General features: G+C 72.1%; 18 protein-coding genes. 10 read left to right on the top strand and 8 right to left on the bottom strand.

Annotated features, from left to right (window positions below; genetic code table 11):
- Together ACFUNE_RS23720 and ACFUNE_RS23725 are read right to left on the bottom strand one after the other, a co-directional pair.
- On the bottom strand, positions 1 to 296 hold a 296-nt coding region (locus ACFUNE_RS23720), incomplete at its 3' end, for a DUF456 family protein (RefSeq protein ID WP_383571454.1).
- Between the two features lie 79 nt (positions 297 to 375).
- A complete protein-coding gene (locus tag ACFUNE_RS23725) occupies positions 376 to 1,362 on the bottom strand; it encodes a helix-turn-helix domain-containing protein (protein ID WP_383571456.1) in 987 nt (328 codons plus the stop codon).
- Positions 1,363 to 1,669: 307 nt separating this feature from the next.
- Between ACFUNE_RS23725 and ACFUNE_RS23730 the strand changes: the two genes are divergently transcribed.
- A complete protein-coding gene (locus ACFUNE_RS23730) occupies positions 1,670 to 3,148 on the top strand; it encodes a protein phosphatase 2C domain-containing protein (RefSeq protein ID WP_383571459.1) in 1,479 nt (492 codons plus the stop codon).
- 60 nt (positions 3,149 to 3,208) lie between these two features.
- On the top strand, positions 3,209 to 4,951 hold the full coding sequence (locus ACFUNE_RS23735; RefSeq protein ID WP_383571462.1) for a pyruvate dehydrogenase: 1,743 nt from the start codon (positions 3,209 to 3,211) through the stop codon (positions 4,949 to 4,951).
- A gap of 64 nt (positions 4,952 to 5,015) precedes the next feature.
- On the opposite strand, the gene ACFUNE_RS23740 is transcribed toward ACFUNE_RS23735, so the two are convergent.
- Together ACFUNE_RS23740 and ACFUNE_RS23745 are read right to left on the bottom strand one after the other, a co-directional pair.
- The gene (locus ACFUNE_RS23740) at positions 5,016 to 5,405 is read right to left on the bottom strand and encodes a barstar family protein (RefSeq protein ID WP_383571465.1); all 390 of its coding nucleotides are present in this window, start codon (positions 5,403 to 5,405) and stop codon (positions 5,016 to 5,018) included.
- A gap of 96 nt (positions 5,406 to 5,501) precedes the next feature.
- The gene (locus ACFUNE_RS23745; protein ID WP_383571468.1) at positions 5,502 to 5,900 is read right to left on the bottom strand and encodes a ribonuclease domain-containing protein; all 399 of its coding nucleotides are present in this window, start codon (positions 5,898 to 5,900) and stop codon (positions 5,502 to 5,504) included.
- Positions 5,901 to 6,152: 252 nt separating this feature from the next.
- Between ACFUNE_RS23745 and ACFUNE_RS23750 the strand changes: the two genes are divergently transcribed.
- Positions 6,153 to 6,563 (top strand): ATP-binding protein, encoded by a 411-nt coding sequence (locus tag ACFUNE_RS23750; protein WP_383571470.1) that lies wholly within the window; start codon positions 6,153 to 6,155, stop codon positions 6,561 to 6,563.
- Positions 6,564 to 6,566: 3 nt separating this feature from the next.
- On the opposite strand, the gene ACFUNE_RS23755 is transcribed toward ACFUNE_RS23750, so the two are convergent.
- Positions 6,567 to 7,652 (bottom strand): DUF2637 domain-containing protein, encoded by a 1,086-nt coding sequence (locus tag ACFUNE_RS23755; protein ID WP_383571473.1) that lies wholly within the window; start codon positions 7,650 to 7,652, stop codon positions 6,567 to 6,569.
- Positions 7,653 to 7,856: 204 nt separating this feature from the next.
- Positions 7,857 to 8,705, bottom strand: a complete 849-nt coding sequence (locus ACFUNE_RS23760; RefSeq protein WP_383571476.1) for a (2Fe-2S)-binding protein — start codon at positions 8,703 to 8,705, stop codon at positions 7,857 to 7,859.
- Positions 8,706 to 8,847: 142 nt separating this feature from the next.
- On the opposite strand from ACFUNE_RS23760, the gene ACFUNE_RS23765 reads away from it, so the two are divergent.
- A complete protein-coding gene (locus tag ACFUNE_RS23765; RefSeq protein WP_383571479.1) occupies positions 8,848 to 9,594 on the top strand; it encodes a GntR family transcriptional regulator in 747 nt (248 codons plus the stop codon).
- A 22-nt stretch (positions 9,595 to 9,616) separates the two neighbouring features.
- Here the strand turns inward: ACFUNE_RS23765 and ACFUNE_RS23770 are convergent, their stop codons facing one another.
- Both ACFUNE_RS23770 and ACFUNE_RS23775 read right to left on the bottom strand, forming a co-directional pair.
- On the bottom strand, positions 9,617 to 10,402 hold the full coding sequence (locus ACFUNE_RS23770; protein ID WP_383571482.1) for a hypothetical protein: 786 nt from the start codon (positions 10,400 to 10,402) through the stop codon (positions 9,617 to 9,619).
- A gap of 191 nt (positions 10,403 to 10,593) precedes the next feature.
- Complete coding sequence (locus tag ACFUNE_RS23775; RefSeq protein ID WP_383571485.1) at positions 10,594 to 12,309, bottom strand: PucR family transcriptional regulator; 1,716 nt, start codon at positions 12,307 to 12,309, stop codon at positions 10,594 to 10,596.
- A gap of 270 nt (positions 12,310 to 12,579) precedes the next feature.
- On the opposite strand from ACFUNE_RS23775, the gene ACFUNE_RS23780 reads away from it, so the two are divergent.
- The 6 genes from ACFUNE_RS23780 (at position 12,580) to ACFUNE_RS23805 (ending at position 23,199) form a co-directional block, all read left to right on the top strand.
- Positions 12,580 to 13,470: an FAD binding domain-containing protein gene (locus ACFUNE_RS23780; protein WP_383571488.1), complete on the top strand. Its 891-nt coding sequence runs from the start codon at positions 12,580 to 12,582 to the stop codon at positions 13,468 to 13,470.
- 2 nt (positions 13,471 to 13,472) lie between these two features.
- Positions 13,473 to 14,075 (top strand): (2Fe-2S)-binding protein, encoded by a 603-nt coding sequence (locus tag ACFUNE_RS23785; RefSeq protein ID WP_383571491.1) that lies wholly within the window; start codon positions 13,473 to 13,475, stop codon positions 14,073 to 14,075.
- Positions 14,072 to 16,489, top strand: coding sequence for a xanthine dehydrogenase family protein molybdopterin-binding subunit (locus ACFUNE_RS23790; protein WP_383571494.1), 2,418 nt, complete (start codon positions 14,072 to 14,074; stop codon positions 16,487 to 16,489). The genes ACFUNE_RS23785 and ACFUNE_RS23790 overlap by 4 nt, the downstream gene beginning before the upstream one ends.
- Positions 16,490 to 16,702: 213 nt before the next feature.
- Positions 16,703 to 18,160 carry an NCS2 family permease gene (locus ACFUNE_RS23795; RefSeq protein WP_383571497.1) on the top strand — a complete coding sequence of 486 codons (1,458 nt, stop codon included), beginning with the start codon at positions 16,703 to 16,705 and terminating at the stop codon, positions 18,158 to 18,160.
- A gap of 44 nt (positions 18,161 to 18,204) precedes the next feature.
- Complete coding sequence (locus tag ACFUNE_RS23800) at positions 18,205 to 19,344, top strand: XdhC family protein (protein ID WP_383571500.1); 1,140 nt, start codon at positions 18,205 to 18,207, stop codon at positions 19,342 to 19,344.
- 207 nt (positions 19,345 to 19,551) lie between these two features.
- Entirely contained in the window at positions 19,552 to 23,199 is a 3,648-nt protein-coding gene (locus tag ACFUNE_RS23805) for a S8 family serine peptidase (protein WP_383571739.1), read from the top strand.
- The last annotated feature ends 75 nt before the right edge of the window (positions 23,200 to 23,274 follow it).

Below are 23,274 nucleotides of genomic sequence, written 5' to 3' on the forward strand. Positions count from 1 at the left end.
CGTGATACCCCAATCACCCCCGCCCCCCCCGCCCCCCCCCCCCCACCCCCGGCCGCGCGGGCCCCCCCCCCCGGGGGGGGCCCCCGCGACGGCAGCAGCGCCTTCAGCGCCTGGTTCAGCAGCAGCAGGCACGTGGAGCCGATCAGCACGCCCCAGGCGACCGGTGTCGGGTCCGTCAGCGCCCACCACAGCACCGCCGCCCAGACGATCGCCTGCCCCGGCACGCCGGGCACCAGGACGCCGACCAGGCCGAGCAGCATCACCGCTCCGACGGCAACGAGCTGCCACACACTCATTCGACCAGCGTGCCGGAGTCCGCCGGGTCCCGCCCGTCAGCGGGGCCTCGTGAGCGGCCGGAGACGCGGGCCGGGGCGGTCAGCGGGGCGCGCGGGCCACCCAGCCGCGTTCGTAGGCGTGCCAGCCGAGCTGCAGCCGGGTGGTGACCCCGGTGAGCTCCATCAGGCCCTTCACCCGCCGCTGCACCGTCCGCAGACCGAGGTCCAGCTGTTTCGCCACGCTGGCGTCCGTCAGACCGGCCAGCAACAGCGACAGGATCTCCAGATCCGTCGGATCGGCGCCCGGTCCGTTCTCCTCGCTGATCCCGCCCCCGCCCAGCCGCAGCGGCATGGCGTCCCGCCACACCGCCTCGAAGAGGCCCATCAAGGACTCCAGCAGCCCGCTGGCGTGGATCACGAGGGCGGCCGGCTCGGCCCCCCGGCCGGTCAGCGGCACCATGGCCAGCGCGGCGTCGGCGACCACCAGCTTCGTCGGCACCCGGTCGACCACCCGGCACTGCTCGTCACGACTCAGCGCCGCCGACAGCTCCGTGATCCCGGACGGCAGCGAGAGCACGTCACGCTCGACGACCACGCGGTAGGACACGCCCCGCATCGCCGCCCGTTCCTCGGACTCGTTCTCCATGCCGGTGACCGCGATCGGCTTCCCCGTGACCAGGGCGCAGACCTCCGACACGGCGCCCAGCTGCAGTTGATGGAAGCGGTGGGCCACCGCGCTCGCGCCCGTCACCACCTCCACCAGGTCGTGCACCGCCGGTTCGGCCGCTTCGGCCCGGTACTCCTCGGCGAGCAGGGCGGACGCCAGCTCCGCCTGCTCCAGCTCATGGCGCTGCTGGGTCAGCAGGGCGCCCAGTGCCACCCCGGGCGGCGCGGCGACCCAGCGGTCCACCCGTGACGACGACTGGGCCACGAGCCCCTGCTGTTCCAGCCGGCGCAGGGCACGCTCGGCGTCCGCCTCCGGCAGGGCGAGCCGGCGTGCGAGATCGGAGAGCTCCGCGGCGCCCGCCGCGACCAGTGCGCGGTAGGCCGCTTCCTGTCTCTCGTCGAGACCTATCGCTGACAGCATCCTCGGCCCTCCCAGGATCGGTGCACGCGCGTTCCCGCGCCCGTGGGCGGGGCGTGCCGTGGCGGGAAACGGCCACGGCGTAAACCCGCCGGGGCCATCATGCCCCGTCGCCCCCGTCTCTCTGACAACCTGGCGCCACCTCGGCAACCACCGCCCCGCGGGCAGGGCCGAGCACGTATACCGGCCCGCCGGGCGACCTTCCCGTGGGGGGTGGGGACGTCCGGCGGGTCCCTCCACGACTGCCACTTCCGGGCCTCTTTTCCGGATGACCCGTTTTCGTGCGGCCCGAGCGGTCGACACTATGGGCATGAGTCAGCAGGGGGAGAAGCCCGCCGCGCACGAGGACGACTGGTGGCGCAGGCTGTACGACGAGACCGCGCCGGACACCGGGCCGAGCAGCGCTGCCGACAGTCTCGACGACCGGTTCGACTCCGCGTCCGATGCCGTGGGCGGCCCGGAGGCGGCCCATGCGGACCACCCGGTCACGGTGGTGCCGCTGCCCGACCCGCGCCTGCCCGAAGCGGACCCGCAGCCGCCGGCGACGGCGCGAGCCCTTCGGCCGCCGGTCAATGCGCCGGAGCCGCCGCTCGTGCCGGAGCCGCCGGTCCACGCGCCCGAGCCGCTACCCGTGCCGGAGCCGCCGGTCCACGCGCCGGAGCCGCCGCCCGTGCCGGACGAGCCGCCGAGGCCCCCGACCGTCCCGGTCGAGCGCGCGCCCTGGGAGGCCCCTGCCGTGCCCTCCCGGCCGCAGACCTTCGCCGTACGGCCGCCGGCCCCGCCTCCCGTACCGCCCGCACCGGCCCCGCCGGAGCCTCCGGCCGTGCCCGTGCCGCCGGTGCGCCCGGCGGTCGGCCACATCGGGGACCGGCCGCCGACCTACGACGCCGAGCCCGGTGCGCTGCCCGGCTCCGGCCCCGACGACCTGGACGGCCTCGTCCCCGACACCGTCCTGGACGGGGCCCGGTACGGGACGTACACCCTGCGGGCCGCGTCCGTGCGCGGCGACTCGGCGCGCTTCCGCGGCGAGCCGCGGCGCGACGCCCTGCTCACGGCGCGCTTCGGTGCCGGGGACGAGGCCCTGGTCCTGGTCGCGGTGGCGGGCGGTGCGCGAGGGGAGGAGCAGGCCCACCTCGCCGCCGCCGACGCCTGTCGCTGGATCGGCCGAGCCGTCGCCCGCAGCCATGCCCGGCTCTCCGACGACATAAGGGCGGGGCGCAGGGGCGACCTCAAGGCGGGTCTGCACCGCCTCACCGACCGCACCTACGGCAAGCTGCGCGCCCGGGCCGCCGAACTCGGCCTCGAACCCTCCGCCTACAGCACCGGCCTGCGCTGTCTGCTGCTGTCGGCCGACCCGCGATGCCGCACCCGGGTCTTCTTCGGCATCGGGCCGGGCGGTCTGTTCCGCCTCCGTGACGGAGCCTGGCAGGACCTGGAGCCCGTGCTCCCGGTGACCGGCGGCGCGGCGCGCGAGGAAGGTCCCGGCGGGGACCGGCTGACGATGGACCTGCAGATCACCACGCCTCCGTCCCCGTACGCGGGGGACACTCCGCCGCCTGCCGAGCCCTTCCGCTTCCGCGCGTCCGTCGCCCGGCCCGGTGACACGCTGCTGGTCTGCGGGAACGGCCTCGCCGAACCCCTGCGCGGTGTGCCGGCGCTGGCCGAGGAGCTGGCTCGGCGCTGGGGCGCGGACGGTCCGCCGGGGCTTCCGGCCTATCTGGCCGACATACAGCTCAGGATCAAGGGGTACGCGGACGACCGTACGTGCGCGGCGGTCTGGGAGGCGTAACGGGGCGCGGCGTGGGTTGATGGAGTCTCGGACAGCCCGAGGCAGAGAGGGTGCGCACCCATGGCCAAGCAGAACGTGTCGGAACAGTTCGTCGACATCCTGGTGCGGGCGGGGGTCAAGCGGCTGTACGGCGTCGTCGGCGACAGCCTCAACCCCGTCGTCGACGCCATCCGGCGCAACGCCGCCGTGGAGTGGGTCCAGGTCAGGCACGAGGAGACCGCCGCCTTCGCCGCCGGTGCCGAGGCCCAGATCACCGGGACCCTCGCCGCCTGCGCGGGGTCGTGCGGCCCGGGCAATCTCCACCTGATCAACGGCCTCTACGACGCGCACCGTTCCATGGCCCCCGTGCTCGCCCTCGCCTCGCACATCCCGTCCAGCGAGATCGGCCTCGGCTACTTCCAGGAGACCCACCCGGAGCTGCTCTTCCAGGAGTGCAGCCACTACAACGAGATGATCTCCAACCCGCAGCAGATGCCCCGCCTGCTGCAGACCGCGATCCAGCACGCCATCGGCCGCGGCGGCGTCAGCGTCGTCTCGATGCCCGGTGACATCGCCTCGCAGCCCGCTCCGGAGAAGTCGATCGAGCACGCCCTGGTCACCTCGCGGCCCTCCGTGAAGCCCGGGGACGAGGAGATCGAGAAACTCTGCCGGATGGTCGACGAGGCCAAACGGGTGACGCTCTTCTGCGGGAGCGGGACGGCGGGCGCGCACGCCGAGGTCATGGAGTTCGCCGAGCGGGTCAAGGCCCCGGTCGGCCACGCGCTGCGGGGCAAGGAGTGGATCCAGTACGACAACCCGTACGACGTGGGCATGAGCGGGCTGCTCGGGTACGGCGCCGCCTACGAGGCCACCAACGAGTGCGATCTCCTGATCCTGCTGGGCACCGACTTCCCGTACAACGCGTTCCTGCCGACCGATGTGAAGATCGTCCAGGTCGATGTCCGCCCCGAGCACCTGGGCAGGCGCTCCAAGCTCGACCTCGCGGTCTGGGGTGACGTGCGCGAGACGCTGCGCGCCCTGACTCCGCGCGTGAAGGCCAAGACCGACCGCAAGTTCCTCGACCGGATGCTGAAGAAGCATGCCGACGCGCTCGAGGGCGTGGTCAAGGCGTACACCCGCAAGGTCGAGAAGCACGTCCCCATCCACCCGGAGTACGTCGCCTCGGTCCTCGACGAAATCGCCGACGACGACGCGGTGTTCACCGTCGACACCGGCATGTGCAACGTATGGGCGGCCCGCTACCTCACGCCCAATGGCAGGCGCAGGGTGATTGGGTCGTTCAGCCATGGTTCGATGGCCAACGCGTTGCCGCAGGCGATCGGAGCCCAGTTCACCGACCGGAACCGGCAGGTCGTGTCGATGTCCGGCGACGGCGGATTCACCATGCTGATGGGTGACTTCCTCACGCTCGTCCAGTACAACCTGCCGGTGAAGGTCGTCCTCTTCAACAACTCCTCGCTCGGCATGGTCGAGCTGGAGATGCTGGTGGCGGGACTCCCATCGTTCGGTACGACCAACAAGAACCCGGACTTCGCGGCGATCGCACGGGCGGCAGGGGCCTACGGGGTCCGGGTGGAGAAGCCCAAGCAGCTGGAGGGCGCGCTCAAGGACGCCTTCAAGCACAAGGGGCCCGCGCTCGTCGACGTGGTCACCGACCCGAACGCCCTGTCCATCCCGCCGAAGATCAGCGCGGACATGGTCACCGGTTTCGCGCTCTCCGCCAGCAAGATCGTCCTGGACGGCGGGGTCGGCAGGATGCTCCAGATGGCCCGCTCCAACATCCGTAACGTGCCCCGGCCCTGAAGCGCGGGACCGCCGCACCCGGCCGCCGAGGGCCTGGAGCTCACACCGTCCGAGAGGCTTGAGCTCACATCAGCCGGAGCGTCCCGGGCGCGGTCCGGTCCGTGATGATCTCGACCAGCTGGTCGAAGAGCGTCGGACCGCGGCCGGCCCGTGCCTCGGCCAGCTCCCCTGCCACGCGCGCCCGGTTGGTGGGGTGCACCCGGGTGAGCAGGTGTTCCAGCCGGCGGGCGGTCTCCTCGTGGCCCAGCGTGCGGGCGGAGCGGGCGTGGTCGCGCCACTCGATGACGAAGCCCCCGTCCCCCGGGGTGCCGAAGCCACCGCCCAGGCAGTCCGCGAAGGCGTCGAGGCCGCGGCCGAAATAGCCGCCGGGGCCGTTCACCGCCTCGCCGATCACATCCCAGAAGCTGTCCAGGCCGCTGATCTCCGAGCCGTCGAGCACATAGGTCACGGTCATGCGTGGAGCGTACAAGCGTGTCCTCTCCCGAGGCGGTCCGATGGCCCGCGCCGCAGGTGGGGGACTGCGGCGCGGACCGGTCACGGGAGGTGCGGGTCAGCAGTCGTGGTCGACCAGGTCGAAGGACTCGTAGTGGTCCGCGGTGTAGTAGTCCTCCTCGGCCGCTTCGCCCGTCACGATCCGGCGGGCCCCGCGGTCCGAGGAGCCGGGCGTGATGACCGTGTACTCGTGGTAGTAGCCCGAGCCCTGGCCGGGCAGCAGCGCTTCACGGTTCTGGAAGACGGTGCCGTCCTGGTCGTACGGGAACGGGCCGCCCGCCTCGATGAGGCCGAGCGTGTCGTGTGCCTGGGACGGCAGCGCGGAGTAGCAGATGCCGCCGACCGCGGCGGTCGAGGGAGCCGTCGCCGCGGAGGCGGTGACGGGCCCGCCGACGAAGAGGACGGACAGGAGGGCGGCGATGCCGCCGAGCGTGGTGATCCGTGGGGGGATTCGCATGTCCACCATGATGACGCGCGTAGATCCCCATCCGTCAACGCCAACTCATGTGAATTTTTGGGAAGTTAACCGTGGGTACGAAAACGTAACGCGCCGGTCCTCTGCGCGGGGTTGCGCCGCGGCTCGTTCATATGCTGACGCCTGGAGAGGGGTGACCGCTCCGCTGTGGGGCATGCATCCCGTGAAGGCGTTCGACACATGGAGTGATGAAGCGGAAGCCGGGGAGGCCGATCCACAGTGCGTGCGGGGGACATGACGAAACGGCAGGAGAGTCCGCCGACGCGGATGCATCGCAGACTGGGGCACACCGATCTGTCGGCCGTGGGGGAGATACGGGCCGAGCTCCGGGAGTTCCTGCGCCGTCGCCGTCGGCCGGAGGAGACCGAGGTGGCGCAGCTCCTGCTCAGCGAGTTGGTCACGAACGCGCTCATCCACACGCGGAACGGTGCCGTGGTCACGGTGACGTCGGCACCCACGCGCCTACGGGTGGAGGTGCGCGACTTCGTGACCGGGCAGGAACCCGCGCCGTACGTACCGAACGCCGACGACGGTACGCACGGCAGGGGCCTGCTCCTCGTCCAGAGCCTGGCGGACTCATGGGGAGTCACCATGCAGGCTCTGGGCAAGGTGGTGTGGTTCGAGCTGGACGCCGGGAAGCCCTGACGCTCAGCCGAACTGCTGCTCCAGGTCCTTCAGTTTCTGCTCCAGCGAATCGAGCCGGGGCAGGGCCTGGGTGTCGTCCTCGGCGGTGAGGTCGACGGTCGCGGGTTCACCGCTCGTGGTCTGTGCCGAAGTACTCCTGGAGTTCGAGCCGTTCACGGCTTGCAGGGATGGCCGGGGGCGCAGAGGCAGTTGTCCCTGCTCTGTTATGGCGGGCTCCGCGGCGGCCGGTGGGCCGCCCCCCGGTGCCGGGGCGATGGCCTGGACGTCCACCTGGCGGCCGGCCCGGCCGCCGCGCCCCCAGAGCCGGTTCTGCCGGTTCAGGGCCTTGATCTGGGCCCGGTCCAGCTTCGCCTGGTCCCGGCGGCGGTGCCGGTCCTGTTCCCTCTCCCGGCGGTCCTCGCGTACCTCGTCCACCGCCTCGTCCAGGGTGCGTACGCCCTCCAGGAGCATCAGCGACCAGGCGCCGAAGGTCTCCCTGGGGGCGCGCAGCCACCGTACGATCCGGATCTGCGGCAGCGGGCGGGGCACCAGGCCCTGCTCGCGCAGCGCCGCTCGGCGGGTCTGCTTCAGCGCGCGGTCGAACAGCACGGCGGCCGAGAGGGACATCCCCGCGAAGAAGTGCGGGGCTCCCGCATGCTCCATGCCGCGCGGTGCGTGGACCCAGTTGAACCAGGCGGCGGCACCGGCGAACGTCCACACCAGCAGCCGGGAGCCCAGTGCCGCGTCGCCGTGGCTGGCCTCCCGCACCGCGAGCACGGAACAGAACATGGCGGCCCCGTCGAGGCCGAAGGGTACGAGGTACTCCCAGCCCCCGGAGAGGCTGAGGTTTTGCCGGCCGAAGCCGACGAGCCCGTGGAAGGAGAGGGCGGCGGCGACAGCGGCGCAGCAGAACAGCAGGACGTACGAGGCGGTGGCGTAGAGCGCCTCCTTGCGCCTGCGGCGCTCCTCGCTCCGTTCCCAGCTGTCGTCGGCCGCGGCTTTCTCAGCGGCGCGCTTGCCGCGCGCGACCACCGTCACCGCCGCCATGACCCCCACGAGCAGTACGGCGCCCGGAAGCAGCCAGTCAAGCGATATGTCGGTCAGTCTCATGCGCGGTCCCTTGCGTCACGTAGGGCGTTTCGGACGCCATCGTGACGGAAATCCAGCCGCGCTCAGCGAGTTTCGGGGCAAGTGAACGCGATTGGGTCGACCGGCTTCATCGTTGGACGGAATCTTTCCGGATACCCGTACGGAGAGGCCGAGTTGCGTTCGAATTGTGGTCGCCCGCCCGGGTGGTGTGAGCCGCCGCAGGGCTCAGGGGGCGGGCGTCAGCTTCCGGACGCGGTCGGCGTCGCAGGTGCGCGGGCAGGTGACGCACGTGTCCTCGGGCCGCAGGGTGTAGAAGAGGCAGCAGCTCGCGCGGTCGCGCGTCGGGAGCGATTCGCCGTCGGGGCCGGTCAGTTCGCGGAAGCCGGCCGTGCCCACGTACGGCTCGGTGGTGCCCGGCAGCAGGAGCTCCAGCTCCCGCATCGCGCGGCCCTCCTCCCCGAGCAGGTGGGCGACGTACCAGAGCCCCTCGACGATCTCGTCGGTCGCCATGCCCCACAGGGCCCGCTTCCCGCGCCGCATGCGCGGCCGGAAGCCGTCCAGCACCGGGCCGATGTGCTCAGCCACTGCGTCGAGCACCTCGGCCCGGAGCGCCGCCTCGTCGGGGACGACCCGGGCGCCGGGCAGCCCGGCCGCCGGGTCGTCGGGCAGGCAGGCGAACTCGCCGACGCGCAGGGCCAGATGGCCCAGGCCCCGGTGGAAGGAGACGTCCTCGACGGGAATCCGCGGGACCCGGCGGTGAGTGAACCACGGAAGGGTCACCAGGAGACATGCCGGCCAGGCGTACCGGTGCAGTCCGAAGCTCGCCACCACGTCGGGACGGGCGCGGGTGCCGTAGTCCCGCAGCACCTGTGCCTCGTCCCAGGCCAGGAAGTCGTCCAGCGCGGAGCCTCCCGCGGCGAGCTCGGCGGCGCCGACCCATCCGCCGCCCGTGGGCGCCGCTACGTCGTCGGTGAGCACCTCCGCGCGAAGGCCGGGGAAGACCTCGGCCAGTCGTGCGTACGCCGCCGTCAGGGGGGACGGGGCGGTGGCGGTGAGCAGGGCGGGCACGGTCATACGGGGACCACCGAATCGCGATCATTACAGGTAAGCCTTACCTTACCCGAACTGATCGATGTTTGAACTGCGGCCCGCTCCGCCTATCGTGCACAAGGGGTCCGGCGCGCGCGAGTCGGCCCTTCCGTGCGAGGAGGTTCCGATGGAGCAGGGCAGAGCGCGGGAGAACGCGCGGCCGTACGCGCCCGCGGACCCCCCGCAGGACGTCCGCGTGCCCGAACAGGCGCGCGGCGAACACACCCACTGCGAGACGCCCGCTCCCCGCGTGGTCCAGCGGCACTCCGTCCGCGGCCAGATCCTGGACGCCCTGCGCGCCGCACTGGTCGGCGGCGAGCTGGCCCCCGGACACGTCTACTCCGCCCCCGCCCTCGGCGCCCGCTTCGGTGTGTCCGCGACCCCGGTGCGCGAGGCGATGCAGCAGCTGGCCGTCGAGGGCGCCGTGGAGGTCGTGCCGAACCGCGGCTTCCGGGTCAGCGAGCGGGGTCCCCGCGAGCTGGCGGAGCTCGCCGAGGTGCGCGCCCTGATCGAGGTCCCGGTCATGCTGCGGCTCGCCCGCACCGTCCCGGCGGCGGGCTGGTGCGCGCTGCGCCCGCTGGCCGACGCCACGGTCGCGGCGGCCGCGGTCGGGGACCGGGCGGCCTACGCGGAGACCGACCGCGCCTTCCACGGCGCGGTGCTCGCGCTCTCCGGCAACCAGCAGCTCGTATCGGTCGCCGACGACCTGCACCGCCGGTCCCAGTGGCCCCTCGTCAACAGCCCCGCCGGCCGCCGGGCCGATCTGCTCGCCGACGCCTCGGAACACACCGCACTGCTGGACGCGCTCATCGCCCGCGACCTCACGGTGGTCCAGTCCCTCGTACGCGAACACTTCAACGGCGCGGACGCCTGAGCCCGGCGGGCCGTCCGGGCCGTCAGTTCGCCTCGACGGTCTCCGGGGCCGGCGGCTCCAGGCGGGGCGCGAGCCAGGTGGGTACGCCTCCCAGCAGCCGGAACAGCCGGCCGGCCTCGGCCCGCAGCCGGGCGGCCGCCTCGGGTTCCGGCTCGGCGTCCGCGAGCGAGATGAGCGCCGGAGCCGTGCCGACGAGGTAGCCCAGCTCCTCCCTTATCCGCAGCGACTCGGCGAAGCCGTGCCGCGCCTCCGCGAGCTCGCCCTCGCGCAGGGCGAGCGAGGCGAGGTGCCGCCAGGTGAAGGAGAGCAGGAGCTCGTCACCCCGGGCCGTGGCTCCGGCGTGCGCCCTGCGGTACGCGGCCCGGGCGGACTGGGGGGAGTCGGCGATGTTCTGGGCGATCAGGCCCCGGCGGAAGTCCAGCAGGGGGCGGCCGGCGGCCCCGGGGGAGAGCAGGGCGGCGGCCCTGCTGAGCGCCACGCTCGCCTCGTCGGCGCGGTCGCGTGCCCCGAGCAGGGTCGAGGCGTAGGCGAGGTAGCCCCGCTCGCAGGCGGCGGCACCGCGCTCCGAGTCGTCGTGGGCGAGCGCCTCCGCGGTGCGCAGGGCGTCCTCGGCGTCCGTCCAGCCGATCCCCGTGTAGAGGCACCGCTCGGTCAGGAGCGAGGTCCGCTGGAGCGCCGCCGCGGGGTCGGTGGCCGCGTGGGGTTCGAGCAGCGCGGCGGCATCCGTCCAACAGGCGCGTGAGCGCAGCCTCCATACCGCGGTCTGGAGCGGCGGATCGTCATCTGCTGTCGTTCCGGAACCAGACATGGCGGTATGCGCCACGTTGCCCTCCCCGAGCGCGCCATCGAGCTGTGGAGGCCGACGGGCGAACGCCCGTCGGCCAGGGTCTGCGCGCATCTCAGCACGGAATGGCACGCCGGGCCAAGGGGTGGGATCAATGTCAGGTGAAAGTTTTCACAATCGCTCGGAGCCCGGGGACCCGTGACGGCCCCGGAAGATCAGCTCATACGCAGGGCCAGGAAGAAGTCGAGCTTGTCCTCGAGGCGCGACAGGTCACGGCCCGTCAACTGCTCGATACGTCCGACGCGGTAGCGCAGTGTGTTGACGTGCAGGTGCAGCCGGGCCGCGCAGCGGGTCCAGGAACCGTCGCAGTCCAGGAAGGCCTCCAGCGTCTCCATCAGCTCCGCCCGGTGTCGCCGGTCGTAGTCGCGCAGCGGGTCCAGGAGCCGGGCGGTGAAGGCGCGGCGGACGTCGTCCGGGACGAAGGGCAGCAGCAGGACGTGCGAGGCGAGCTCGTGGTGGCCGGCCGCGCAGACCGGGCCCGGCCGGGCCGCGGCGACCCGGCGGGCGTGCCGGGCCTCCTCCAGCGCGCCGCGCAGCCCCTCGGCGGAATGGACGGCGGCACTGACACCCAGTGTCAGGCGACCGTCGTCCGCGAGGCCGGCGGCGAGGGGCGCACGGACCGCGTCGAGCAGCGCGTCGGCGTGCAGCGCCGCGTCCTGCCGCTCCGGGGCGCTCTCCCCCTCGGGGGCGCCGTCCTCGCCGGGGTCCGGCGAGGACACGACGGTCAGCGGCACGAGGGCGACGGCCTCCTCGCCCGTGTACGCCACGGCGATCCGGTCCGCCGAGTCGGGGCCCGTCACCGCCGGGTCGACCAGGATCTCCTCCAGGAGGGCCTGTGCCGCCCGGCCGCCCGAGAGGCCCGAGTCGTCCGCGGCCCACTCGACGCGGGCCACCACGACCTGCCAGTGCGGTGCCGTGCCGAGGCCCGGCAGCAGGACGGGAGCGGCCACCCGCAGCCTCGCGGCGATCTCGGCCGGGGCCGCGCCCGTCTGGACCAGCTCCAGGACCTCCTGGGCGAGTCTGCGGCGTACCGAACGGGCCGCGTCGCGGCGGTCCCGCTCGACGGCGATCAGCTGGGTCACCCCCTGGAGCAGGTCCAGTCGCGCCGCCGGCCAGTCGCCGGCGTCGGCCGCGACGGCCAGCAGCCAGTCCGAGAGCACGGACTCGCGCACGTCGCGCGACGGGGAGGGCACGGCACCCCGCCCGGTGTTCCGGATCGGGAACAGCGAATAGGCCGTGCCGTCGAGCTCCGCCCGGTGCGGGCCCGGGCGGCCCGTGCGGGTCGCGGCGAGATGCCGTCCCGCCAGCTCCGCCCCGGTCCGAGGGGTCAGGGGCTCGCCCGCTCCCGCGATCTGCCGGCCCGTGGGGGACAGGACCCAGGCGTGCAGGTCCAGATCGGAGGTGAGCAGGTCGAGCACCACTTCGGGGCCGCCGCCCGCCGGGCCCGAGGTCATCAGCCTGCGATGGCGGTCCACGACCGCGGCGAGGTCGCCGGCCCGCTCGCCGGACACCTGGCGCACCACGTGCTCGGTAATCGTTGCGAATGCGACGGTCTCGTCGACCGCGAAGAGCGGGAGCCGGTGGCGCAGGCACGCCTCGATCATGTCGTCGGGGACGGCTCCGAGCTCCGCCTCACCCGCGCCCAGGCCGGCGACCCCGGCGTTCGCCAGGATGCGGACGAACGGCTCCGAGTCCGAGGCGTCGCGGCGCCACGCCAGCCCCGTCAGGACGAGCTCCCCGCCGGACAGATACCGGCTGGGGTCGCGCAGGTCGGTCGTCATGACGCCCCGGACCGACCGGTCCAGCTCGTCCTCGCCGCCGAGCAGCCGCAGCCCCAGCGCCTCGGTGTCCAGCAGTGCGCGCAGCCGCATCGTCGATTGCCGCCGATCTCTTCGTTGGTGCGGGGGACGACGGAGGTGACCTGTGAATTGCGGTGAGGTTACCGATACCCGCCATTCGTTCGAATCTACAAGACGGGGACGGGGACCAGCCAATTCCTTCATGGTTTCGGTGACTGCACCGAGTGGAGCAACCCTTGTGTACTGGGCCACACACCGCGTCAACAAGACAGGAACGACCCCCGAGGGCCGGCCGTCCCCAGCCCCAGCCGAACGACCCGATTGAGAAGAAGAGAGCCACTCATGGACTTCCTTCGCCCCGCCAGCTGGGAGGAGGCGCTCGCCGCCAAGGCCGAGCACCCGACGGCTGTGCCCATCGCAGGTGGGACCGATGTGATGGTCGAGATCAACTTCGACCACCGGCGGCCCGAATACCTCATGGACCTGAACCGTATCGGTGAGCTGTCCGAGTGGCAGGTGGGCCAGGACGCCGTACGCCTCGGCGCCTCCGTGCCCTACAGCGCCGTCATGGACCATCTGCGGGCCGAGCTGCCCGGTCTCGCACTCGCCTCGCACACCGTCGCCTCCCCGCAGATCCGCAACCGCGGCGGCGTCGGCGGCAACCTGGGCACCGCCTCGCCCGCCGGGGACGCCCACCCCGCGCTGCTCGCCGCGGGCGCCGAGGTCGAAGCCGCGTCCGTACGGGGGACGCGGATGATCCCGATCGACGAGTTCTACACGGGCGTCAAGCGCAACGCCCTCGCCCCGGACGAGCTGATCCGGGCCGTGCACGTCAAGAAGGCCGACGGTCCGCAGCAGTACTCCAAGGTCGGCACCCGCAACGCGATGGTCATCGCCGTCTGCGCCTTCGGCCTCGCGCTCCACCCCGAGACCCGCACCGTGCGCACAGGCATCGGCTCCGCGGCCCCGACCCCGGTACGGGCGAAGGAGGCCGAGGCGTTCCTGAACGCCGCACTGGAGGAGGGCGGGTTCTGGGAGAGCGGGAAGATCATCACCCCTTCCGTCGCCAAGCAGTTCGCCCAGCTCGCCGCCGGCGCCTGCAACCCCATCGACGACGTGCGGGGCACCGCCGCCTACCGCAGGCACGCCGTCGGCATCATGGCCCGCCGCACGCTGGGCTGGACCTGGGAGCAGTACCGCGGAGCGGGACGCACCCTCGAAGGAGCTGCTTAACCATGCGAGTGAATTTCACGGTCAACGGCCGGAAGCAGGAAGCCGACGACGTCTGGGAGGGCGAGTCCCTCCTGTACGTGCTGCGGGAGCGCATGGGCCTTCCCGGCTCCAAGAACGCCTGTGAACAGGGCGAATGTGGTTCCTGTACGGTGCGCCTCGACGGCGTGCCGGTCTGTTCCTGTCTCGTCGCCGCGGGTCAGGCGGAGGGCCGCGAGGTCGTCACTGTCGAGGGCCTCGCCGACTACGCCAAGCACCGCGAGGGTGCCCACCCCGGCACCGGCTGCGCCGCGAGCTCCTGCGGCACCTCGCTCGACGCCGCCCGGCGCTGGCAGGCCGGTCCGGCCGACGGACGGAGCGCCGACGCGGGTGAACTCTCCCCGGTCCAGCAGGCGTTCATCGACGCGGGCGCCGTCCAGTGCGGTTTCTGCACCCCGGGCCTGCTGGTCGCGGCCGACGAGCTGCTCGAGACGCAGCCCTCCCCGTCCGACCAGGACATCCGTGAGGCGCTCTCCGGCAACCTCTGCCGCTGCACCGGTTACGAGAAGATCCTCGACGCGGTCCGCCTCGCGGCCGCCCGCCAGGAAGAGACGGTCCGACAGTCATGACGCTGCACCCGCGAGCCGCGTCCGTACCGGCCGGCACCCCCACCAAGATCACTCAGGGTTCCCAGACCCCGGGCGGCATCGGTGAGTCCACCCTGCGCCCCGACGGCACCCTCAAGGTCACCGGCGAGTTCGCCTACTCCTCGGACATGTGGCACGAGGACATGCTGTGGGGCCACACCCTCCGCTCCACCGTCGCGCACGCCGAGATCCGGTCGATCGACATCGGCGAGGCCGTCGCCATGCCGGGCGTCTACGCCGTACTGACCTACGACGACCTGCCGGCCGCGATGAAGAACTACGGGCTGGAGATCCAGGACACCCCCGTACTCGCCCACGGCAAGGTCCGCCATCACGGTGAACCGGTCGCCGTCGTCGCCGCCGACCACCCCGAGACCGCGCGCCGCGCCGCCGCCAAGATCAAGATCGACTACGCCGAACTGCCGCTCATCACGGACGAGGCGTCCGCGACCGCGCCCGACGCGATCCTGGTCCACGAGGGCCGCGACGACCACCACATCGGCCATGTCCCGCACCCCAACATCGTCCACCGCCAGCCCATCGTCCGCGGCGACGCGGACGCGGCCGCCGCGCGGGCGGACGTGATCGTCACCGGCGACTACGTCTTCGGGATGCAGGACCAGGCCTTCCTCGGCCCCGAGTCCGGCCTCGCCGTGCCGTCCGAGGACGGTGGTGTGGAGCTCTACGTCGCCACCCAGTGGCTGCACTCCGACCTCCGTCAGATCGCCCCCGTCCTCGGCCTCCCCGAGGACAAGGTCCGCATGACGCTCTCCGGGGTCGGCGGCGCCTTCGGCGGCCGCGAGGACCTGTCGATGCAGATCCACGCGTGCCTGCTGGCGCTGCGCACCGGCAAGCCCGTCAAGATGGTCTACAACCGCTTCGAGTCCTTCTTCGGACACGTCCACCGGCACCCCGCGAAGCTGCACTACGAGCACGGGGCCACCAAGGACGGCAAGCTCACCCACATGAAGTGCCGGATCGTCCTGGACGGCGGCGCCTACGCCTCGGCGTCCCCGGCCGTCGTCGGCAACGCCTCCTCGCTCGCGGTCGGACCGTACGCCGTCGAGGACGTGGACATCGAGGCGATCGCCCTCTACTCCAACAACCCGCCCTGCGGCGCCATGCGCGGCTTCGGCGCGGTCCAGGCCTGCTTCGCCTACGAGGCGCAGATGGACAAGCTCGCCGCCGCCCTGGACATGGACCCGGTCGAGCTCCGGCAGCTGAACGCGATGGAGCAGGGCACCCTGCTCCCCACCGGGCAGCCCTGCGACTCGCCGGCCCCGGTCGCCGAGCTGCTGCGCCGGGTCAAGTCCCGGCCGCTGCCGCCCGAGCAGCAGTGGCTGGCCGCCGGCGCCGACGGCACGTCCGTGGACGTCCGGGCGCTGCCCGGCGGACTCTCCAACACCACGCACGGCGAAGGCGTCGTGCGAGGCGTCGGCTACGCGGTCGGCCTGAAGAACGTCGGATTCTCGGAGGGCTTCGACGACTACTCCACCGCACGTGTGCGGATGGAGGTCATCAACGGCGAGCCGGTCGCGACCGTGCACACCGCGATGGCCGAGGTCGGCCAGGGCGGCGTGACCGTCCACGCCCAGATCGCGCGCACCGAGCTCGGTGTCAGCCAGGTGACCATCCACCCGGCGAACACCCAGGTCGGCTCGGCCGGTTCGACCTCCGCCTCCCGGCAGACGTACGTCACCGGTGGCGCCGTGAAGAACTCCTGCGAGGCCGTCCGCGAACAGGTCCTGGAGATGGGGCGCCGCAAGCTCGGTACGTACCACCCGGCCTGGGCCACGGCCGAACTCCTCCTGGAGGGCGGCAAGGTCGTCACCGACGGCGGCGAGGTGCTCGCCTCGCTGGCCGACGTGCTGGAGGGCGAGGCCGTCGACGTGGAGCTGGAGTGGCGCCACCGGCCCACCGAAGCCTTCGACCTGCGCACCGGCCAGGGCAACGGCCACGTCCAGTACTCCTTCGCCGCGCACCGCGCGGTGGTGGAGGTCGACACCGAGCTCGGCCTGGTCAAGGTCATCGAGCTCGCCTGTGCCCAGGACGTCGGCAAGGCGCTCAACCCGCTGTCGGTCGTGGGCCAGATCCAGGGCGGCACCACCCAGGGGCTGGGTGTCGCCGTCATGGAGGAGATCATCGTCGACCCGAAGACCGCGAAGGTGCGCAACCCGTCCTTCACGGACTACCTGATCCCCACCATCCTCGACACCCCGACCATCCCGGTCGACGTGCTCGAACTCGCCGACGACCACGCCCCGTACGGGCTGCGCGGCATCGGCGAGGCCCCGACCCTGTCGTCCACCCCGGCCGTCCTCGCGGCGATCCGGAACGCGACGGGCCTGGAGCTCAACAGGACCCCGGTGCGCCCCGAGCACATCACCGGGAGCTGACGAGCCCCCAAGACCCTCCGGACGGTGCGTGCCTGCCGTGAACGTCACACTTCCCCGCGCCGCGCACCGTCCGGAGCCACCGCACCACCGCACCATCTGCACGAAGAGTCCGCCTCGGGCCGTCCCCCGGGTCGTGCGCCTCGCAGCATCCCAAATCCCGCAATCACGAGAGCTCCACGCGGGTGCCCCTGTGAACCTTGGGAGTCAGGCAACATGACCCAGCAGTCCGTAGAACCCAGGACGAGCGCGGAGGACGCGGGCCCCGGCTCGCGTGTCCCCGCCGGACGCTCCTGGCTCGACCGTTACTTCCACATATCCGAGCGGGGATCGACCGTCGCGCGCGAGGTGCGCGGTGGCGTCACGACCTTCATGGCCATGGCGTACATCCTCCTGCTCAACCCGCTCATCCTCGGCGGCAAGGACGTCGACGGCCAGCTCCTCGGCCAGTCGGGGCTGATCACGGCCACCGCCCTCGCGGCGGCGGCCACCACCCTGCTGATGGGCTTCGTCGGCAAGGTGCCCCTCGCGCTCGCGGCGGGGCTGAGCGTCTCCGGTGTCCTCGCCTCGCAGGTCGCGCCGGCCATGACCTGGCAGCAGGCCATGGGCATGTGCGTGATCTACGGTGTGATCATCTGCCTCCTGGTGGTCACCGGGCTCCGCGAGATGATCATGAATGCGATCCCGCTCGCCCTGAAGCACGGCATCACCATCGGAATCGGGCTCTTCATCGCCCTCATCGGCCTCGTCAAGGCCGGGTTCGTCCACCAGGGCGTGGCGACCCCGCTGTCGCTCGGCCCCACCGGTGCGCTGACCGGGTGGCCGGTGCTCATCTTCGCCGCGACCCTGCTGCTCATCTTCATGCTTCAGGCGCGGAACATCCCCGGCGCGATCCTCATCGGCATCGTCGTCGGAACCGTCATCGCGATCGTCGTCAACGCCGTGGGCGACATCGACCCCAAGGCCTGGAGCAGCGGTCCGCCGGAGCTGAGCGGAAGCGCCGTCTCCTCGCCCGACTTCTCGCTCTTCGGGGACGTCGAGTTCGGCGGCTGGGGCGACGTCGGGGTGCTGACGGTCGGCATGATCGTCTTCACCCTCGTCCTGGCGGGCTTCTTCGACGCCATGGCCACCATCATCGGTGTCGGCACCGAGGCGAACCTCGCCGACGACAAGGGCCGCATGCCGGGCCTGTCGAAGGCGCTGTTCATCGACGGCGCGGGCGGTGCGATCGGCGGCGTCGCCGGAGGATCGGGCCAGACCGTCTTCGTCGAGTCCGCCACCGGGGTCGGGGAGGGTGCCCGTACCGGGCTCGCCTCCGTCGTCACCGGACTCTTCTTCGCGGCCTGCCTCTTCTTCACCCCGCTCACGGCGATCGTGCCGGCCGAGGTGGCCGCCGCCGCCCTGGTCGTCATCGGCGCCATGATGATGCAGAACGCCCGGCACGTGGACTGGGCCGACCGCTCCGTCGCGGTACCGGTCTTCCTCACCGTCGTCCTGATGCCGTTCACGTACACCATCACCACCGGTGTCGCCGCGGGCGTCATCTCGTACTCGGCGATCAAGCTCGCCCAGGGCAGGGCGCGCGAGGTCGGCGTCTTCATGTGGGTCCTGACGCTGGTCTTCTTCGTCTACTTCGCCCTGCATCCCATCGAGAGCTGGCTGGGCGTCAGCTGACGCTCCCGCCGTCCCTCCGCACCTCTGTCAGAAGGAGACACGCCATGCTGGACATCGCCGAAGAGCTTCACCGGTGGGTCGGGCAGGGACGCGCGTTCGCCGTGGCCACCGTCGTGGCGGTCGGGGGCAGCGCGCCCCGGCAGCCGGGCGCGGCGCTCGCCGTCGACAGCGACGGCACGGCCATCGGTTCGGTCTCCGGCGGGTGTGTGGAGGGGGCGGTGTACGAGCTGTGCCGGCAGGCGATCGAGGACGGCACCACCGTGCGCGAGCGCTTCGGCTACAGCGACGACGACGCCTTCGCGGTAGGTCTGACCTGCGGCGGAGTCATCGATATCCTGGTCACACCGGTGCGCGCGGACGACCCCGCGCGCCCGGTGTTCGCCGCCGCGTTCGCCGCCGCCGCGGAAGGCCGGGCGGCGGCGGTCGCCAGGGTCACCGAAGGACCGGCCGGGATGCTCGGCCTGCCTCTGCTCGTGCACCCCGACGGGACGCACGAGGGCGGGCTCGGCGGCCACGCGCAGCTGGACCGTACGGCCGCCGCCGAGGCCCGGGCGATGCTCGACACGGGTCGCACCGGCGAGATCGTCATCGGAGCCGAGGGCTCCCGCTGCGGCAGCCCCCTCACCCTGCTCGTCGAGTCGAGCGTCCCGCCGCCCCGGATGATCGTCTTCGGGGCCATCGACTTCGCCGCCGCCCTGGTACGGGCCGGCCGCTTCCTCGGCTACCGCGTCACCGTCTGCGACGCCCGTCCCGTCTTCGCCACGGCGGCGCGCTTCCCGGACGCCGACGAGATCGTCGTCGACTGGCCGCACCGCTATCTGGCCAGCACCGGCGTGGACGCGCGGACGGTGCTCTGCGTCCTCACGCACGACGCCAAGTTCGACATCCCGCTGCTCGAACTCGCCCTGCGGCTCCCCGTCGCCTACGTCGGCGCGATGGGCTCCCGCCGCACCCACCTGGAGCGCAACGAGCGGCTGCGCGAGGCCGGTGTCACCGAGCGCCAACTGGCCGCCCTGCACTCTCCCATCGGCCTGGACCTCGGAGCCCGTACGCCCGAGGAGACCGCCCTCTCGATCGCGGCGGAGATCGTCGCGGACCGCCGTGGCGGCACCGGCCTGCCCCTGAAGGGCGCCCACACCCCGATCCACCACGAGTCCGGGACGCCGCTCGCCTCGGTGGCCTGAACCCGACCACGAACAGCCGTTCAGCGCGGGCGGGTTGCCGCCACGGCGGTTTCACGCCAGGGGTGAAGCCGTCCGCAGCCCCGGATTTACCGGTAGATCAGCTGCATGACACTTTCCCTCTCCTCCGTTTCCGGCCGGGCGAGACCCGCTCGTGCGGGACGCAGGGCTCTGCTCATAGCGACCTCCGTCGCCCTCGTGAGCGGCGTCATGCTTCCCGCGGCGGGTTCCGCCACCGCCGCCCCGAAGCCGCCGACCGCAGAGGACCGCCACGGATCCGAAGCCCGCGACTACGACATCACCCTGGTCACCGGAGACGTCGTCCACTACTCGGACGGCGCGGGCAACCAGGACACCGTCACCGTCGACCGCCCCGACGGGGCGAAGGGCGGCGTGCACGTGCAGCAGGCGGGGGAGGACATCTACGTCATCCCCGACGAGGCGAGCGCCCTCATCGCGGCCGAGAAGCTGGACCGGCGGCTGTTCGACATCACGACGCTGGTCGAGATGGGCTACGACGACCGGCGCTCCGGTGGCATCCCGCTGATCGCCACCTACCCGGCGAGCACGGCGCGTTCGCTGCCCGCCGCCCCGAGCGGCAGCAGGACCGTCCGCCGGCTGGAGTCGGTCCACGGCGCGGCCCTGAAGGCGGACAAGGACGACGCCCGCGCCTTCTGGAACGACATCTCCCGTACGGAGAAGAGCCGTTCGCTGGACAACGGCATCAGCAAGCTGTGGCTCGACGGGAAGGTCGAGGCGGCACTCAAGGACTCGGTGCCGCAGGTCAACGCACCGCAGGCCTGGGCGGAGGGCTTCGACGGCAAGGGAACCACGGTCGCCGTCCTGGACACCGGTATCGACGCGACGCACCCGGACGTCAAGGACCGCATCACGCAGTCCCGGAGCTTCGTCCCCGGTGAGGAGGTCGACGACGCCAACGGCCACGGCACGCACGTCGCCTCCACCATCGCGGGCTCGGGCGCGGCGTCGGACGGTGCCAACAAGGGCGTCGCCCCCGCCGCCGACCTGATCGTCGGCAAGGTCCTCAGCAACGAGGGGTCCGGCGCCGACTCAGGCATCATCGAAGCCATGGAGTGGGCGAAGGACGAAGGCGCCGACGTCGTCTCCATGAGCCTCGGATCCAGCATCCCGGACGACGGCACCGACCCGATGGCGCAGGCCGTCGACGCCCTGTCCGCCGACGGCGGCCCGCTCTTCGTGATCGCCGCGGGCAACGCCTACGGCGCGGGCACCATCGGCTCGCCCGGCTCCGCCGCGAGCGCGCTGACCATCGCAGCCGTCGACAAGCAGGACGCCCGGGCCGGCTTCTCCTCCATGGGCCCGCTGGTGCGCTCCCACGGCCTGAAGCCCGACCTGTCCGCCCCCGGCGTCGACATCAACGCCGCTGCCTCGCAGTCGGTCCCCGGCATCGAGGGCATGTACCAGCAGCTGTCCGGTACGTCGATGGCGACCCCGCACGTCGCGGGCGCGGCGGCCATCCTGAAGCAGCGGCACCCCGAGTGGTCCGGCGGGCGCATCAAGGACGCGCTGATGAGCTCGTCGAAGCGGCTGCCCGACTACACGCCGTACGAGCAGGGCACCGGCCGCCTCGACGTGAAGGCCGCCGTCGACACGACGATCGAGGCCACCGGTTCCGTCGAGGTCGCGTCGTACGACTGGCCGCACAGTGCGGCGGACCAGGTCGCCGAGCGGACCATCACCTACCGCAACACCGGCACGGAGGACGTCACGCTCGGCCTGGCGACCGACAGCGACTCCGCCGCCTACACCCTCTCCACGTCGGAGCTGACCGTCCCGGCGGGCTCGACCGCCGAGGCCGTCCTCTCCATCGACCCGTCGAAGGTCGCGGTGAACACCGAGTTCTCCGGCCAGGTCGTCGCCACCGACCCGACCGGCACGACGGTGGCCCACACCGGCTTCGCCGTGAACAAGGAGCAGGAGCTCTACGACCTGACGTTCCGGCTGCGCGACCGCGCGGGCGCGCCGATGGACGGCGTCGTGGTCCTCGCCGCGCTCGGCGACACGCAGCTCGGCCTCGTCCAGGTCTCCGGCGAGACCACGCTGCGGCTGCCCCCGGGCAACTACACCGCCTGGACCTCCGCGGACGTCGACGGCGACCGTGCCGACTCGCAGGCCGTGGCGTTCCTCGCAGCCCCCGAGACGATCCTCGACAAGGCCACCACGGTCACCCTCGACGCCTCGAAGGCCCGCAAGGTCAGCGTGCGCACCCCGAAGGAGACCGAGACGCGGCAGCTGCGCTACGACATGGCCCGCACGTCCCCCGAGGGCGTCGTCCAGCGTGACGCCTACCAGATCCCGCTGACCTACGACCAGCTGTGGGCGAGCCCGACGAAGAAGGTCACCCAGGGCGACTTCAGCTTCCTCACCCGCTGGCGCCAGGGTGAGGAGCTGATCGACCTGACGGCCGACGGCCACGACGTCCCGGTCACGGTGCAGAACGGCTCGGTCGTCGCCGAGGACAGCGAGCAGAGGCTCACCGGTGTCTTCGCGGGCAACGGCGCCGCGGCCGACTACAAGGGCCGCAGCGTCAAAGGCAAGGCCGTCGTCGTCACCCGCAGTGACACCGTCCCGCCAGCCGAGCGGCTGGCCAACGCGGTCGCGGCGGGCGCGAAGGCACTCTTCGTCGTCAACGACGGCCGTGGGGTCGCGATGGAGAGCTACGTGCCGTACGGCGAGCAGACCACCATCCCGGTCGCCTCGGTGCAGAAGATCGCGGGCGAGACGCTGGTCAAGGCGGCGCAGCGCGGCAGGACACTCTCCGTGGACCAGAAGAGGTTCGCCTCGTACGTCTACGACCTGGTGGACCGTCATGACGGCACCGTCCCGGACCGTTCGCTGGCCTTCGCCCCGTCGGTCCGGCAGCTCGCGAAGGTGGAGAACACCTTCTACGGTCACAAGGAGACGCTCGGAGGCGGCTACCGCTACGACATCCCGGACTACGGACCGGGCCTCGGCTTCGAGGAGTACGAGAAGTTCCCCGGCACCCGCACGGAGTGGGTCAACCCGCTGCCCGGTGCCTCCTTCTGGTACGAGAACCACTCGGTGCTGAACGCCGACTCCGGCACGGCGCACGAGGTGCGCAGCCCCGAGCTCGACTACACGGCGGGCCGGACCTACCGCGACGAGTGGTTCGCCCCGGTGGTCGGACCCCGGCTCGGCACCGGCTACTGGGGACCGTTCCGCACCGCGTACAACGACGTCCAGTTCAACATCACGCCGTGGACCGACTCGGGTGAGGGCCACTCCGGCTCGATGCCGGAGAACGAGTACGACACCACGTCCTACGCCTTCTACCAGGGGGACACCCTGATCAAGAAGGGTGCGGGCCGGGCCGGTTACGCCTGGGACCTGTCCGCCGAGAAGGTGCCCTACCGCCTGGTCATCGACTCGGTGCGCGACGAGGCCACCTGGAAGACCTCGACGCGGACGCACTCCGAGTGGGGCTTCGTCTCGGGCGCCCTGCCTGAGGGCACGGAGCAGGCCGACATCCCGCTGCTCCAGCTCGACTACGACGTGGACACCGACCTGGCGGGCGACGCCAAGGCCGGAAAGCAGGTCGAGGTCGGCATCGAGTCGGGCACGCAGGCCTGGCTGGACGGCGCCGTGAAGGCCACCAGGGCCTCGCTGTCGGTCAGCTACGACGAGGGCAGGACCTGGAGCGCGGCGGAGCTGCGCAAGGGCTCGTCGGGGCAGTGGACCGCGAAGCTGCGGACGCCCGCCCGGGGCGCGGACTCGGTCTCCCTCAAGGCGCACGCCGAGGGGCCCGGCGGGCTGGCCGTCGACCAGGAGATCATCAGGGCCTTCGGCCTGAAGTGACCCGCTGAACGGACCGGTCGAGGTGGTCCCGCGTCCCCGGCTGGGGGCGCGGGACCACCTCGCTGTGCGTCCCGT

This window comes from Streptomyces sp. NPDC057287 (assembly GCF_042667905.1).
In the GTDB taxonomy this organism is placed as follows: domain Bacteria; phylum Actinomycetota; class Actinomycetes; order Streptomycetales; family Streptomycetaceae; genus Streptomyces.

Bases quoted from the DNA above. Each gene is read 5' to 3' on its own strand.
- ACFUNE_RS23755 (WP_383571473.1), bottom strand. From the start codon at position 7,652: ATGAGACTGACCGACATATCGCTTGACTGGCTGCTTCCGGGCGCCGTA.
- ACFUNE_RS23805 (WP_383571739.1), top strand. From the start codon at position 19,552: ATGCTTCCCGCGGCGGGTTCCGCCACCGCCGCCCCGAAGCCGCCGACC.
- ACFUNE_RS23750 (WP_383571470.1), top strand. From the start codon at position 6,153: ATGACGAAACGGCAGGAGAGTCCGCCGACGCGGATGCATCGCAGACTG.
- ACFUNE_RS23725 (WP_383571456.1), bottom strand. From the start codon at position 1,362: ATGCTGTCAGCGATAGGTCTCGACGAGAGACAGGAAGCGGCCTACCGC.
- ACFUNE_RS23765 (WP_383571479.1), top strand. From the start codon at position 8,848: ATGGAGCAGGGCAGAGCGCGGGAGAACGCGCGGCCGTACGCGCCCGCG.
- ACFUNE_RS23740 (WP_383571465.1), bottom strand. From the start codon at position 5,405: ATGACCGTGACCTATGTGCTCGACGGCTCGGAGATCAGCGGCCTGGAC.
- ACFUNE_RS23770 (WP_383571482.1), bottom strand. From the start codon at position 10,402: ATGTCTGGTTCCGGAACGACAGCAGATGACGATCCGCCGCTCCAGACC.
- ACFUNE_RS23780 (WP_383571488.1), top strand. From the start codon at position 12,580: ATGGACTTCCTTCGCCCCGCCAGCTGGGAGGAGGCGCTCGCCGCCAAG.
- ACFUNE_RS23775 (WP_383571485.1), bottom strand. From the start codon at position 12,309: ATGCGGCTGCGCGCACTGCTGGACACCGAGGCGCTGGGGCTGCGGCTG.
- ACFUNE_RS23745 (WP_383571468.1), bottom strand. From the start codon at position 5,900: ATGCGAATCCCCCCACGGATCACCACGCTCGGCGGCATCGCCGCCCTC.
- ACFUNE_RS23785 (WP_383571491.1), top strand. From the start codon at position 13,473: ATGCGAGTGAATTTCACGGTCAACGGCCGGAAGCAGGAAGCCGACGAC.
- ACFUNE_RS23795 (WP_383571497.1), top strand. From the start codon at position 16,703: ATGACCCAGCAGTCCGTAGAACCCAGGACGAGCGCGGAGGACGCGGGC.
- ACFUNE_RS23790 (WP_383571494.1), top strand. From the start codon at position 14,072: ATGACGCTGCACCCGCGAGCCGCGTCCGTACCGGCCGGCACCCCCACC.
- ACFUNE_RS23735 (WP_383571462.1), top strand. From the start codon at position 3,209: ATGGCCAAGCAGAACGTGTCGGAACAGTTCGTCGACATCCTGGTGCGG.
- ACFUNE_RS23730 (WP_383571459.1), top strand. From the start codon at position 1,670: ATGAGTCAGCAGGGGGAGAAGCCCGCCGCGCACGAGGACGACTGGTGG.
- ACFUNE_RS23800 (WP_383571500.1), top strand. From the start codon at position 18,205: ATGCTGGACATCGCCGAAGAGCTTCACCGGTGGGTCGGGCAGGGACGC.
- ACFUNE_RS23760 (WP_383571476.1), bottom strand. From the start codon at position 8,705: ATGACCGTGCCCGCCCTGCTCACCGCCACCGCCCCGTCCCCCCTGACG.